The sequence below is a fragment of the Pseudomonas sp. PVC-5-1 genome, assembly GCF_057444345.1.
In genome coordinates this window covers 2,622,040-2,635,375 of record NZ_CM172024.1, presented here as the reverse complement: position 1 = coordinate 2,635,375, position 13,336 = coordinate 2,622,040, and the positions used below count along the sequence as shown (strand labels likewise).

Below are 13,336 nucleotides of genomic sequence, written 5' to 3'. Positions count from 1 at the left end.
GCAGTACGCTATTTGCTGGCCCACGCATTGAAGCGCTGTTCCAGCTCTTCGCCATGGTCGACCCAGAATTCCACATTCATCGCCAACGCCCCCTGCAGGTTCTGCGGCGAAGTAGGCACCCAGCTGGCCAGGGACGGGTCTAGCTTCGCCGCCGCCTGGGTGTTGGTCGGCCCATAGGGAATCTGCTGCACATAACGCACCTGGGTGTCCGGCTGGTTGGCGTAGGCAATCAGCCGCTTGGCCTGGTCGACATGCCGCGAGCCTTTGATGATCGCCCAGTAATCCATGCCATACAGGCTGCCAGGCCAGACCACCGCCAGCGGGCTGCCCTGCTGGGCCGCCACGGCGATGCGCCCGCTATAGGTCGAGGTCATCACCACATCTCCCGCCGCCAACCACTGGGCAGGTTGGGCGCCGGCGTCCCACCACTGGATATACGGCTTGAGCTCGCTGAGCTTGGCAAAGGCACGCTCGACCCCTGCCGGGGTGGCCAGTACCTGGTACACATCCTCGACCTTCACCCCATCTGCCATCAGGGCGAACTCCAGGTTGTACACCGCACGCTTGCGCAGGCCGCGCTTGCCAGGGTACTTGTTCACGTCCCAGAAGTCGGCCCACGACGCAGGCGCCTGGGCCAGCTTGCTGCGGTCATAGGCAATGGCCACGCTCCATACCAGCGCGGCCGAGCCACAGGCTTGTGCCGCGTCGGCAATCAGTTCACCCGCATGGCCCATGCGCTGCCAATCCAGCTGCTCGTAGATGCCCTCGTCGCAGCCACGCATCAGGTCAGGCCCTTCGATCTGCACCACATCCCAGTCGACATTGCCGGTGTCGGCCATTACCTGGATCCGTGCCATCTCGCCGTTGTACTCGCTCTGGATCAGCTTGCTGCCATCCTGGGCACTGAACGGTTTGAAGATCGCCTCGTCCTGAGCTTTCTGGCCGGCACCACCATAGCCGACCACGACCATCTGCGGTGCCGCTTGCGCACTGCCCAGGCCCATGGCCAGCAACGCTGCGCAAAAGCTGCTTACACGTGGGAATACCTGCATCGTAGTTGCCTCCTGCCGGTGCCCGAGGGGCCCGTTTTCTTGTTGTTGTGAGGTCACGCCCTCGCCACGAGGGTGAGAAAAACCTAGTCGCCGACCAGTAAAAAAACAAGTTGATTTTTTACTGGCGCTACACTTTCATAAAAAAACAAGAACAACACCGCACCGGAGCCGCCTGTATGCAGACCGCCTTCCCTCACCTGTTCGAAGCCTTGCAGATCCGCGGCAAACGCTTGAAGAACCGCATCATGTCCACCGGCCACGACACCTGCCTGCCTACCGACAACCTGGTCAACGACAAGCTCATCGCCTACCAGCGCGCCCGCGCCGCCGGTGGCGTGGGCCTGATCGTGCTGCAGGTGGCCGGGGTGCATGACAGCGCTCGCTACACCTCGCATGTGCTGATGGCCACCGACGATGCCTGCATCGACGGCTACCGCCAGCTTGCCGAGGCCTGCCATGAGCATGGCACCGTGGTGCTGTCACAACTGTTCCACCCCGGGCGGGAGATCATGGAGTCGGCGGACGGTTTGCTGGCGGTGGCCTACTCGGCGTCCGCGGTACCCAATGAACGCTTCCGGGTGATGCCGCGCGCACTGGACCAGGCGATGATCGACGAGATCGTCCAGGGCTATGCCAGCGCTGCCCGCCGCCTGCACCAGGCCGGGCTGGATGGCGTTGAAGTGGTGGCCAGCCATGGCTACCTGCCTGCGCAGTTCCTCAACCCGCGGGTAAACCAGCGCTCGGATGGCTACAACGGTGAGCTGGAGCAGCGCCTGCGGTTCCTGCGCGAAGTGCTGGCCGCCGTACGCGCGGCTACCGACGAACAGTTCATCATCGGCCTGCGCATCAGTGCCGACGAGCGCGACAGCCAAGGGCTGAGCGAGGATGAATCGCTGGCCGCAGCGGTTGCCTTGCAAGGCCAGCTCGACTACCTGCACATCGTTGCCGGGACGTCGGCGTCCCTCGGCGGCGCCGTGCATATCGTGCCGCCGATGGCTATTCAACCGGCCTACCTGGCCCGTGAGGCCGGCACCTTCAAACAACACCTGAGCATCCCGCTGTTCGTCACCGGGCGTATCAACCAGCCCCAGGAAGCCGAACTGATCCTGGCCCGTGGCCAGGCCGACGTCTGCGGCATGACCCGCGCGCTTATATGCGACCCGCAGATGCCCAACAAGACCGAGCATGGCCAGGTCGAGGACGTACGTGCCTGTATCGCCTGCAACCAGGCCTGCATCGGCCATTTCCACCGCGGCCTGCCCATTTCCTGCATCCAGCGACCAGAGACTGGCCGCGAGTTGCAGTACGAGCAACTGCCACCCACCACCCGCCCCAAGCGCATCCTCGTGGCCGGTGGCGGGCCCGCAGGCATGAAAGCCGCCGCCGTGGCCGCTGCGCGCGGGCATCAGGTCACGCTGTACGAGGCTGGCCCGCAGCTCGGTGGCCAGGTGCTGCTGGCCCAGTTGCTGCCACGGCGCAGCGAGTTCGGTGGCGCCAGCACCAACTTGCAACGGGAAATGGCCCTGGCGGGCGTGGAAGTGGTGCGCAACACCCGGGTCGACCGCGCACTGGTCGAACGGGAACGCCCCGACCTGGTGATCGCCGCCACCGGTGCCACCCCCTACTGGCCGGCCTTCGAGCGCACCGGTGATCTACAGGTGGTGGATGCCTGGCAAATACTGCGCAGTGAAGCAAAACCGGGCCGCTCGGTACTGGTGATCGACTGGCGCTGCGACTGGATCGGCCCCGGCATCGCCGAACGCCTGGTACGCGACGGCCACCAGGTGCAGCTGGCGGTCAATGGCACCCATTGCGGCGAAAGTCTGCCGCTGTACGTGCGCGACCAACTGGCCGGCGAGCTGCATCGCCTGGGTATTCCCATCACACCGTATGCCCGCCTGTATGGCTGCGACGACAACACGGTGTACCTGCAGCACACCGCCAGCGGCGAACCGATGATCTTCGAAGGCATCGACACCCTGGTACTGTGCCAGGGCCATCAACCGGAAGACCGCCTGGCAACGGAGCTGGCCGGCCTGGTCGAGGTGCGCCGCATTGGCGACTGCCTGGCGCCGCGTACCGCCGAAGAAGCGATTCACGATGGCCTGACGGTTGCCTGGGCGCTCTGAGGCTGTACATACTGCGGCTTTTACGATGGACCGACGTGCATGAGCCAACTCCCCCAGCCCCCCGCCAGCGAAGCCGGGGGCGCCGCGCCGCAGTTTCTCGGCAGCCGCATTCGCGGCCTGCGCAAGCGCCGTGGCATGACCCTGGCGGAGCTGGCCGCGCACAGTGAGCTGACCGCCGGCTACATCAGCCAGCTGGAGCGCAACCTCTCCTATCCATCGATTCCGGCGCTGTTCAACATCGCCCGCAGCCTGGGGGTGACCATCCAGTGGTTCTTCGCCAGCGAAGCCATCACTGCGCCCGAAGACCAAGGCTATGTGGTACGACGCAACAGCCGCCTGAGCGTGCATTACGAAGACGGTATCGTCGATCAACTGCTCACGCCCCAGCCCAACCGTCAGCTGGAAATCCTGCATTCGCGCTTCCCTCCGGGCAGCTACAGCCAACAGAGCTACAGCCACGACGGTGAAGAGGCCGGCTACATCCTCAGCGGCAGCTTCGAGCTGTGGGTGGGCGAGCGGCATTTCCAGCTGGGTGAAGGGGACAGTTTCAGCTTCTCGAGCCAGGAACCGCACCGCTACGGCAACCCCGGTGAAGTCGATGCCGTGGTGATCTGGGTGATCACGCCGCCAACATTCTGAAGCATGCTCGCTCCCCAATATCCAGCAACAGGGTCTACCTTGTTAACCGAACTTTAGAGGAGCACAACCATGAAGCAGATCCTGATCATAGGCGCGGGCTTTGCCGGCCTGTGGAGCGCGCTCAGCGCCGCCCGCCAGCTTGACCTCCATGGCCGCAAGGATGTCGAGGTCACCTTGCTTGCACCCCAGGCCGAGCTGCATGTGCGCCCGCGCTTCTACGAACCCGACGTACATACCATGGCCGCGCCGTTGCAGGAGCTGTTCGATGCCGCCAACGTCCGCTTCGTGCAGGGCACGGCCTTTCATATAGATGAAGCAGCCCGCCGTGTGGGCTATCGCACCCGCAGCGGAACCCAATGCACCCTGCCCTACGACCGCCTGATCATGGCCTGCGGCAGCGTGCTCAACCGGCCCGACATGGTCGGCATCGAGCATCTGTTCGATGTCGACAAGCTCGACAGCGCCGCGCGCCTGGAGACCCACCTGAAGTCACTGGCCAACCTGCCCGACACACCGGCGCGCAATACCGTGGTGGTGGCCGGTGGTGGCTTTACCGGCATCGAGACCGCCACCGAATTGCCGGCCCGTCTACGCGAAATCCTCGGCGAGGACGCGGCGTTGCGCGTGGTGGTGGTCGACCGTGGGGCGAGGATTGGCGCGGCCCTGGGTGAAGGCATCCGCCCCGCCATCGAACAGGCCTCCGAGGCCCTGGGCGTGGAGTGGATCTGTGGCGCCACGGTAGCCTCGGTCGATTCTGCCGGCGTGGTGCTGGACAACGGCCAGCGCATCGACGCCAGCACGGTGATCTGGACCGTGGGCTTCAAGGCCAACCCGCTCACCGAACAGATCAGTGGCGAGCGCGACCGCCTGGGCCGCTTGCATGTCGATGGCAATCTCAAGGTGAAAGGCAATGATGCCGTGTACGCGGCGGGTGATGTGGCCTACGCCGCCTGCGACGAGGCTGGCAATCATGCGGTGATGTCCTGCCAGCATGCGATTCCGCTGGGGCGTCATGCGGGCAACAATGCGGCGGCCGAGCTGATTGGCGTGGCACCGAAGACTTACAGCCAGCCCAAGTACGTGACCTGCCTGGACCTTGGGGCCTGGGGGGCGGTGTATACCGAAGGGTGGGAACGCACGGTGTCGCCACCGGAGGACAAGGCCGAAGCCAAGGTTTTGAAGGCGCAGATCAATACCGTGTGGATCTATCCACCGGCGGCCGAACGTGCTGCGGCGCTGGCAGCGGCTGACCCGGCTATTCCAGTGGCCTGACACCAGGCCGACGCGATCATTGTAGGAGCGGCCTTGTGTCGCGATGGGCCGCAAAGCGGCCCCAGGATTTCAGCGTTGATGCCGAGAATTCTGGGGCCGCTTTGCGGCCCATCGCGACACAAGGCCGCTCCTACATTCGATCGCGTACCTTCGATCAGGCAGCAGCAAACAGCTCGTTGGCAATCTGCGCCTGGGCAGCATCGATCGCCTGGCTGCGGTGCTCAGGGCCATAGGCCAGGCCATGGGCGCGGACGATTTCCAGGTCGGTGATACCGATGAAGCCCAGGAATACCTTGAGGAAGTCCTCATGCCCGGCGCCAGTCGGCTGGCCAGCGTGCAGGCCACCGGCGGTGGACACCAGCACTACCTTCTTGTTGCCACACAGGCCTTCCGGGCCGGCTTCGGTGTAGCGGAAAGTCTTGCCGGCGACGGCAACGCGGTCGATCCAGGCCTTGAGCTGGGTCGGCACGGTGAAGTTGTACATCGGCGCACCAATCACCACGGCATCGGCAGCCAGGAACTCTTCCAGGGTTTCCGCGCTCAGCTTGGCTTCGAAGGCCTGCGCTGCGTCGCGCATGTCTTCCGGGGTGCCAGCCGCTACCAGGGTTGCCGCGGAGAAGTGGGCGATGGCGTCAGCGGCCAGGTCGCGGTACACCACTTCCACGCTCGGGTCGGCGGCTTTCCAGGCTTCGACCACTTCACGGCTCAGTTGGCGGGAGGCGGAATTGTCGCCCAGGATGCTCGAATCGATGTGCAACAGTTTCATGGGATTCTCCTGTGAATGAAGACCGCGACATTGGGCGATCACGATGGGGAGAATCCTACCGACATCAACAATGGCTGATAAGGCAGCAAAAATGCGTTAGTTTGTCCTACTGGTGGAACAGTGAGACATTCCCATGCAAGACCTCAACGACCTTTTCTACTTCGCCCGAGTAGTCGAAGCCGGCGGTTTCGCCGCAGCGGGCCGCCAGCTGGGCATCCCCAAATCGCGCCTTTCGCGGCGTATCGCCGAGCTTGAAGAACGCCTGGGCACGCGCCTGCTGCAACGCACTACACGGCAACTGAAGCTCACCGCGGTGGGCGAGCGCTACCTGCACCACTGCCAGGCCATGCTGCTGGAAGCCGAAGCCGCCGACGAGGCCGTGGCCAGCATGAGCAGCGAACCGCGCGGGCGCTTGCGGGTGTCGTGCCCGGTGGCATTGGCCCACGCCTTTCTGCCGGATGTGATCAGCCGCTTTCTTGCGCAGTACCCGCTGGTGCAACTGGAAATGGTGCTGCTCAACCGCCGGGTAGACCTCATTTCCGAAGGTATCGACGTGGCCCTGCGCGTACGCGACCTGGGCGATGAAGACCCGGCCCTGGTCACCCGCCGCCTGCGCCAGGCGCAGATGCAACTGGTTGCAGCGCCCGGTTTCGCCGATCACATCCGCGAACCGGGCCAACTGGCATCATTGCCGGTGCTGGGCGCTGCCGAGGCGGACCGGCTGGTACACTTCCGCCTGTTCGGCCCCCATGGCAAACAGCAGGAAATCGCCCTGGAACCGCGCCTCGCCATCGATGATTTCGTAGTACGTAATGCTGCTGTACGGGCAGGCCTCGGGTTTACCGCACTGCCCAGCATGTTCTGTGAAGAAGAACTGGCGCGCGGCGAACTGGTGCGCCTGCTGCCGGACTGGTCGCTGCCGGGTGGCTACCTGCAGGCGGTGTACCCGCACCGGCGCGGCTTGCTGCCGGCGGTACGGGTATGGATCGACCACCTGGCGGCGTCGTTCGAGGCCTGTGGAGAAAAGTATGTCTGAGCGAAACATGAGCGAAGCCCAGGTGGCAGCGTTCTGCCTGAGCCTGCCGGGTGCGCGGGAAGACTACAAATGGGGTGGCATCCGGGTGTTCTCCGTGGCAGGCAACAAGATGTTCGCGGTGCTCGACCTGGCGGGTGCGGGGTTGTCGTTCAAAGTGGCCGACGAACTGTTTCTTGGCTACTGCGACCGCCCGGGGGTGCGGCCTGCGCCGTATCTGGCACGGGCGCGGTGGATCAGCATGGCATCGCCCTACCCGCTGGGGCGTGATGAACTGTGTGATCTGTTGCAACGCTCGCACCAGCTGGTGGTGCGGCGGTTGCCAAAGCGGTTGCAGGTGGGGTTGGTAATCTAGCTAGCCTGTGCCGGCCTCTTCGCGGGCGTGCCCGCTCCCACAGGTTTTTCACTGCCTTCAAGACCAGTGGAATACCTGTGGGAGCGGGCACGCCCGCGAAGAGGCCGGCACAATCACATATCAACTGAAGGGCAAATACCGCCCGCCAAGAAACAGCCAGTCCGCCCAGAACACCTGGTGCACCAGCACAATCCCCCAGAACACCAGCTGGTACGACACCTTGCGGGTCTTGTGTCGATACAGCTGCTGCGCCAGCAGTGCCCCAGGCCAGCCGCCCAGCAGCTCACTGGCATGCAGCACCTTCTCGGGCGTACGCCAGGCCTGGGTACGCGCCTGCTGTTTGTCCTGCCAATACAGCAGCAGGCTGATCAGGCTCATTGCCGGGTACAACGCCAGCGGCCACCAGGCCTGGTCGACCCAGGCCATGCGCGCCGCGCCCAGGGCGGGCAGCAGGCACAGCAGGCCCAACAGCAGCAGCTTCAGGCGCACATTACGTACGCCCTCCACCCTTTGCCCCCGTGCCACCTCAGCCATGGGCCGTCGCCCAGTCAACCCAGCCGAACTGCCAGGTCGCCAGAATCAGCAGGCCAAAGGCAATGCGATACCAGGCGAACGCCGCGTAGCTGTGGTTGGCAATGAACTTGAGCAGGCCACGCACGGCGATCATGGCAAAGATGAACGAAGTCACGAAGCCAATGGCAAATACCGGCAGGTCACCAGGCTGGAACAGGTCGCGGTACTTGTAGCCCGAATACACTGCCGCACCGACCATGGTCGGCATCGCCAGGAAGAACGAGAACTCGGTCGCTGCCTTGCGCGACAGGCCGAACAGCAGGCCACCGATGATGGTCGAACCGGAGCGCGAAGTGCCCGGGATCATCGCCAGGCACTGGATGAAGCCGATCTTCAGCGCGTGGCTCCAGCGCATGTCGTCCACGTGGTCCACCTCCACACGGTGCTCGCGACGCTCGGCCCAGAGCATGATCACCCCGCCCACCACCAACGCAGCCGCCACGGTGATCGGGTTGAACAGATATTCGTGGATCAGGTCGGCGAACAGCACGCCCAGCACCACTGCCGGCAGGAACGCCAGCAAAAGGTTACCGGTGAAACGCCGCGCCGTGGGCTGGCTGGTCAAGCCGAAGACCACGTCGAAGATCTTGCCGCGGAATTCCCACACCACCGCCAGGATCGCCGCCAGCTGAATGATGATGTTGAAAGCCATGGCCCGTTCGCCACCAAACCCGATCAGGTCGGCGACGATGATCTGGTGACCGGTACTGGAGATTGGCAGAAACTCCGTCAGCCCTTCGACCACGCCTAAGATGATTGCCTGGAAGGCAGTCCAAAAATCCATCGTTCCCCCGATGGAGCACTGCTCGTTGCAGGCCCCTTGTTCTTGATTTGCTTGAAATTGCCGCGCGCGGCCCGGCTGTTTTACAGCGACTGTTGGGCGTAATGCCAGTAGAAAAGTTCACGCCGCCTAAAGGTTTCATCTTGCGCGGCCGAAATCCTAGCAGAGCGCCTTCGCAATCACCTTGTACAAACTGCTGCAGACTATTGAATGGATAGCACTTAGCCATTAGTCGTGTGGGGGCCTCGCGCAAAGCATGCTTGGATGCGCCTGAATAAAAAGAACAATGCGGGAGCTGTGGTATGAAAACCCTGAGATCGATGTCTATCAGCCGCCGTCTGTGGCTGATCCTTTTGGTGGCGGTGGCCATGCTGGTGGTATTGGGCCTGCTGATGCTGCGCCAGATCCACGGTGACCTGTACCAGGCCAAAGCGGAGAAAACCCGCCACGTGGTGCAGACCGCAGCCGGTGTGCTGGCCTATTACCAAGAGCTGGAGGCAGCCGGCACGCTCAGCCGTGAAGCGGCCCAGCAACAGGCGCTGCAAGTGGTGCGGGCGCTGCGCTACGACCACGATGATTACTTCTGGATCAACGACCTGGGGCCGAAGATGATCATGCATCCGGCCAACCCCAAGCTCGACGGCCAGGACCTGTCGGCCATCCGCGACCCCGACGGCTTTGCCGTGTTCAACGAGATGGTCGCCCTGGCTCGGCAGCAGGACGCCGGGCCGGTCAACTACCGCTGGCCCAAGCCCGGTGCCAGCGAGCCGGTGGCCAAGACGTCCTACATCCAGCTGTTCAAGCCCTGGGGCTGGATCATCGGCTCAGGCGTGTACGTCGATGACGTGCAGGCCGAATTCACCCGCCAGTTGCGCGACGCCTCGCTGGTGGGCGTGGCCATCGCCCTGCTGATGGCGCTGGTGGTCATGCTGATTGCGCGCAGCATCGCCCGCCCGTTGCAGGAAGCAGTGCAGGCCATGGGCAACATCGCCAGTGGAGAAAGCGACCTGACTCGACGCCTGGACACTCACGGCCGTGACGAAATCACCCACCTGAGCGAGCACTTCAACCGCTTCAATGGCAAGCTGCAAGGCGTGGTCGGCCAGTTACAAGGCGCGGCCCATGCCCTGGCCCGGTCCGCCGGGCATGTCGGCGACAACGCCGGTGCCGCGCAGCAGCACAGCGCCCAACAGTCGCTGCAGATGGACCAGGTGGCCACTGCGGTCAACGAAGTGACTTACGCCGTGCAAGACGTGGCCAAGACCGCCGAGCAGGCCGCTGGTGAAATGCGCACCGCGCAACAGCAGGTGGCACACGGCCAGGAGGCCATTCACGGCAGCCTGGCGCAGATCGACCGGCTGTCGCTGACCATCGACCAGGCCGTGCAGGTGATCCGTGAACTGGCCGGGCACAGCGCGCGCATCGGTGGTGTACTGGATGTGATCCGCTCCATCGCCGAACAGACCAACCTGCTGGCGCTGAACGCGGCCATCGAGGCGGCGCGGGCCGGCGAGCAGGGCCGTGGCTTTGCCGTGGTCGCCGACGAGGTGCGCCTGCTGGCCCAGCGCACGGCGCAGTCAACTGCCGAGATCCATACCATGATCGAGCACCTGCAAAGCCAGTCGGACGCTGCGGTCAAAGCCATCGACACCAGCAGCGAGGCCTCGCGCCAGACGGTCGAGCAGGCCCGCGAGGCCGGTGCCAGCCTGGATGCCATCAACCAATCACTGAACAACCTCACGGCGTTGAATGCCTCCATCGCCAGCGCCACCTTGCAGCAGTCGCACGTGGTAGAAGAGATCAACCGCAACGTGCTGGATACTGCCGGGTTGTCTCAGCAGACCGCCGATGCGGCGCGCCAATCCAGCGATGCCGGGATGGCGCTGGGGCAGTTGAGCGAAGAGCTGGAGCAGTTGTTGCGGCAGTTCCGGGTATAAGGTTGAGAATGCCGGGGGCGCTTTGCGCCCTTTCGCGACACAAGGCCGCTCCTATGTATGGACTCGCCCACACTGTCTAGCTGCTTTTGAACATAGGAACCCGGTTGCATCTATGTATCAGGCCTGTTCGAGGAAGCTTTTTGCTTCTGGCCGACATCGTGGTGAGCTCGCAGCGTGCCGTTTACATTGAGGCCACTGCATCGGGCCTGTAGGAGCGGAGGCATCAGTCTGCGACGGTCTTACCAGGGGTCAATGTTCACTAGCAGGGGTTGGAGCGCTTAGCGCCCCGGTGGCATTACTCGGTTGGTCAGAGGCTCATGGCAGCCTCCGGGTTGCTGTTCGGTTTGTGTTGATAAACCTGGTCGTTCTGTAACAGGGCCCAGATAATGCGCAGATTTCGATTAGCCAGTCTGATCGCCGCTTCCTTGCGCCCAAGGCGGGATAGCCAGCGCAAGAGGCGGCGATCGTCTGGCTGATCGGAATCAGGCCTTAGCTGACTCAAGACAGCATGTGCGCCCTGGATCATCAGGCTACGTATGTAGCCGTCACCTCGCTTGCTCATCCTGCCCAATCTGACTTTGTTTCCACTGCTGTGCTGATCGGGCACGATACCGAAGAAGGCGGAATACATTCGGCCACTGGCGAAGCGGCTGGGCTCGGTCTGTTTCGCCACGATCGCCGTGGCGATGATAGGGCCTACGCCACGAATGGTGACCAGTCGCTGTGCGACTTTATCCTCCCGGGCTGTCGCTTCGAGCCGTCTACTGAGCCCCGCAATGCGTTCACCCAGAGACAGCCAGTCCGTCAACAGCTCATCGAGCAACTCACGCAATAGGTCGGGCAAAGGTAAAGAGGCATCCTCAAGAGACCGCGGCACATGCTTACCAATCGCAGCGTCGCCCTGTGGCATGGATACGCCATGCTCAAGCAGCAAACCACGTATCTGGTTACCCAGCGCGGTATGCCGCTTGATGTTGCCGCGGCGGATACGGTGCAGTGCTTGAATAGCCAGTGCTGTGGTGCTCTTGATCGATATCGAGGCAATACTGGTATCGCGACCGGCGCGCAAAATGGCATGGGTGTCGTTACGGTCGTTCTTCGCGCCGCTGCGGTGTTCGGCGACTCGTTGCGCAGGCAGGATGCGAACCGCATTACCTTTGGCCTGCAGCAGCCTTGCCCAGGCTTGTGCACCTGGGCCGCACTCCATCAAGACGGTCACTGTCGCTGGCAACCTGAGCAGGAAATCATGAAAGGCCTGACGGGATTTGATGCGATCTTCGTAGATCACCCGACCGGTAGCATCCTCGCCTGCTAACTGAAAGACCTGCTTGGCCAGGTCTACACAGATGGTTGTGCAAAGCTCCACATCAGTGGACGACAGGGAACCTTGCTTGGAACTATGCTTTTTCATGGTCTCGCCCTCGCTGCCGTTGGCTTCTTAGAACGCCACCGTGGCACTGTGATGCCTCGGCGGGGGCGAGTCCATCGATTACAGACGATCGCGTCCCCCTGTAGGAGCGGCCTTGTGTCGCGATGGGCTGCAAAGCAGCCCCAAAGACCCCAACGCCCTACACCTTCCCCGGCCGACCCGCTACAATCGCGCCCTTCCCCGCAGTCTCCAAGGATCGCCGATGTCCGGCCTTGAACTCATCGCCGCCGTCCTCGGCGTCACCGCTGTCTGGCTCACGGTCAAGCAGAATGCCTGGTGCTGGCCCATCGGCCTGGTCATGGTGCTGATCTACGGCTGGCTGTTCTACGAGGTGAAGCTGTACTCCGGCATGTTGCTGCAACTGGCCTATGCCATCCTGCAGGTCTACGGCTGGTGGCAATGGAAGCGCCCGGGCCATGCTGAAGACGCCCGCCAGGTCACCCGCCTGCAGCGTCCGGCATTGCTCGTCGGTTTGGCCGGCGGGGTGTTGTTGAGCGCCACACTGGGCGCGGCAATGGCCACCTGGACCGACGCCGTCCTGCCTTGGCTGGACGCTACCCTGACCGGCTTCAGCCTGGTGGCACAACTGTGGATGGCGCAGAAGCGCCTGCAGTGCTGGCCGCTGTGGGTAGTGGTAGATATCGTCTACGTGGGCCAGTACCTGCACCAGCAGTTGTACTTCACCGCCGGTTTCTTCGCCGTGCTCACCCTGATTGCCGTGCGCGGCTGGCTGGAATGGCGCCGTGACCCGGCGTTGGTGCAGCCATGAGCGCGGCACAATCCATGAAAGTACTGGTGCTGTGCGGCCCGGAATCCAGTGGCAAGAGCTGGCTCAGCGGTGTGATCCAGGCGCATTTCGGCGGCGTGGTGGTGGCCGAATACGTGCGCCACTTCATCGATCAGGAACGCCGCGACACCTGCTATGCCGATATCCCTGCCATCGCTCGTGGTCAGCTGGCCTGGGAAGACCAGGCCCGTGAGCAGGCACCGTCGCTACTGATTCTCGACACTCACCTGCTCAGCAACATGCTCTGGAGCCACGCCCTGTTCGGCGACTGCCCGGCCTGGCTGGAACAGGCGTTGCTGGCGCGGCATTACCACCTGCACCTGCTGCTGAGCCCGCAAGGCGTGGATTGGGTTGCCGATGGCCAGCGCAGCCAGCCGGAACTGCGCGACCGCCAGCGCTTTTTCGACGACAGCCTGCACTGGCTGCAACGGCATGAGCAGGCGTACAAAATAATTGAGGGCAATTGGCCACAACGCCAGTTGCTGGCACTGCAAACAGTCGCTAAGCTCATTGATAGCGATACGCCATCCTGCCCCACCGAGTGTTAACCCACTGACACACCCTTGTGGGGCGAAGCCCCTGA

Annotated in this window: 13 protein-coding genes and 1 pseudogene; 9 read left to right on the top strand and 5 right to left on the bottom strand. The window is 63.3% G+C overall.

Annotation, left to right across the window (positions count from 1 at the left end):
- Positions 1 to 8: 8 nt before the first annotated feature.
- A complete protein-coding gene (locus AC2T3R_RS11895; RefSeq protein WP_410952838.1) occupies positions 9 to 1,052 on the bottom strand; it encodes an ABC transporter substrate-binding protein in 1,044 nt (347 codons plus the stop codon).
- A 176-nt stretch (positions 1,053 to 1,228) separates the two neighbouring features.
- Between AC2T3R_RS11895 and AC2T3R_RS11890 the strand changes: the two genes are divergently transcribed.
- The 3 genes from AC2T3R_RS11890 to AC2T3R_RS11880 all read left to right on the top strand — a co-directional run bounded on the left by AC2T3R_RS11890 (position 1,229) and on the right by AC2T3R_RS11880 (position 5,092).
- The gene (locus AC2T3R_RS11890) at positions 1,229 to 3,181 is read left to right on the top strand and encodes an oxidoreductase (RefSeq protein WP_054573111.1); all 1,953 of its coding nucleotides are present in this window, start codon (positions 1,229 to 1,231) and stop codon (positions 3,179 to 3,181) included.
- A gap of 39 nt (positions 3,182 to 3,220) precedes the next feature.
- Positions 3,221 to 3,820: a helix-turn-helix domain-containing protein gene (locus tag AC2T3R_RS11885; RefSeq protein WP_015270174.1), complete on the top strand. Its 600-nt coding sequence runs from the start codon at positions 3,221 to 3,223 to the stop codon at positions 3,818 to 3,820.
- Positions 3,821 to 3,889: 69 nt separating this feature from the next.
- Positions 3,890 to 5,092, top strand: a complete 1,203-nt coding sequence (locus tag AC2T3R_RS11880) for an NAD(P)/FAD-dependent oxidoreductase (protein ID WP_410952840.1) — start codon at positions 3,890 to 3,892, stop codon at positions 5,090 to 5,092.
- A 154-nt stretch (positions 5,093 to 5,246) separates the two neighbouring features.
- On the opposite strand, the gene AC2T3R_RS11875 is transcribed toward AC2T3R_RS11880, so the two are convergent.
- Positions 5,247 to 5,858, bottom strand: coding sequence for an FMN-dependent NADH-azoreductase (locus AC2T3R_RS11875; RefSeq protein WP_003258995.1), 612 nt, complete (start codon positions 5,856 to 5,858; stop codon positions 5,247 to 5,249).
- 133 nt (positions 5,859 to 5,991) lie between these two features.
- On the opposite strand from AC2T3R_RS11875, the gene AC2T3R_RS11870 reads away from it, so the two are divergent.
- Together AC2T3R_RS11870 and AC2T3R_RS11865 are read left to right on the top strand one after the other, a co-directional pair.
- Positions 5,992 to 6,894: a LysR substrate-binding domain-containing protein gene (locus AC2T3R_RS11870; protein WP_486745154.1), complete on the top strand. Its 903-nt coding sequence runs from the start codon at positions 5,992 to 5,994 to the stop codon at positions 6,892 to 6,894.
- Positions 6,887 to 7,246 carry an MmcQ/YjbR family DNA-binding protein gene (locus AC2T3R_RS11865; RefSeq protein ID WP_410952841.1) on the top strand — a complete coding sequence of 120 codons (360 nt, stop codon included), beginning with the start codon at positions 6,887 to 6,889 and terminating at the stop codon, positions 7,244 to 7,246. Before AC2T3R_RS11870 ends, AC2T3R_RS11865 begins: the two co-directional genes overlap by 8 nt.
- Positions 7,247 to 7,366: 120 nt before the next feature.
- Here AC2T3R_RS11865 and AC2T3R_RS11860 read toward each other — a convergent pair whose 3' ends face one another.
- A complete protein-coding gene (locus AC2T3R_RS11860; RefSeq protein WP_023660800.1) occupies positions 7,367 to 7,780 on the bottom strand; it encodes a DUF1294 domain-containing protein in 414 nt (137 codons plus the stop codon).
- The gene (locus tag AC2T3R_RS11855) at positions 7,773 to 8,603 is read right to left on the bottom strand and encodes an undecaprenyl-diphosphate phosphatase (protein WP_003258998.1); all 831 of its coding nucleotides are present in this window, start codon (positions 8,601 to 8,603) and stop codon (positions 7,773 to 7,775) included. Before AC2T3R_RS11855 ends, AC2T3R_RS11860 begins: the two co-directional genes overlap by 8 nt.
- A gap of 299 nt (positions 8,604 to 8,902) precedes the next feature.
- Here AC2T3R_RS11855 and mcpP point away from each other — a divergent pair.
- Both mcpP and AC2T3R_RS11845 read left to right on the top strand, forming a co-directional pair.
- Positions 8,903 to 9,664: pseudogene (gene mcpP, locus AC2T3R_RS11850) on the top strand (methyl-accepting chemotaxis protein McpP); the annotation flags it as partial.
- A 138-nt stretch (positions 9,665 to 9,802) separates the two neighbouring features.
- The gene (locus AC2T3R_RS11845) at positions 9,803 to 10,537 is read left to right on the top strand and encodes a methyl-accepting chemotaxis protein (protein ID WP_486745280.1); all 735 of its coding nucleotides are present in this window, start codon (positions 9,803 to 9,805) and stop codon (positions 10,535 to 10,537) included.
- Positions 10,538 to 10,844: 307 nt separating this feature from the next.
- Here the strand turns inward: AC2T3R_RS11845 and AC2T3R_RS11840 are convergent, their stop codons facing one another.
- Entirely contained in the window at positions 10,845 to 11,903 is a 1,059-nt protein-coding gene (locus AC2T3R_RS11840) for an IS110 family RNA-guided transposase (protein WP_085665802.1), read from the bottom strand.
- 265 nt (positions 11,904 to 12,168) lie between these two features.
- On the opposite strand from AC2T3R_RS11840, the gene pnuC reads away from it, so the two are divergent.
- Positions 12,169 to 12,735, top strand: a complete 567-nt coding sequence (gene pnuC, locus AC2T3R_RS11835; RefSeq protein WP_015270167.1) for a nicotinamide riboside transporter PnuC — start codon at positions 12,169 to 12,171, stop codon at positions 12,733 to 12,735.
- Positions 12,732 to 13,301 (top strand): AAA family ATPase, encoded by a 570-nt coding sequence (locus AC2T3R_RS11830; RefSeq protein ID WP_085719917.1) that lies wholly within the window; start codon positions 12,732 to 12,734, stop codon positions 13,299 to 13,301. The genes pnuC and AC2T3R_RS11830 overlap by 4 nt, the downstream gene beginning before the upstream one ends.
- Positions 13,302 to 13,336 lie beyond the last annotated feature (35 nt).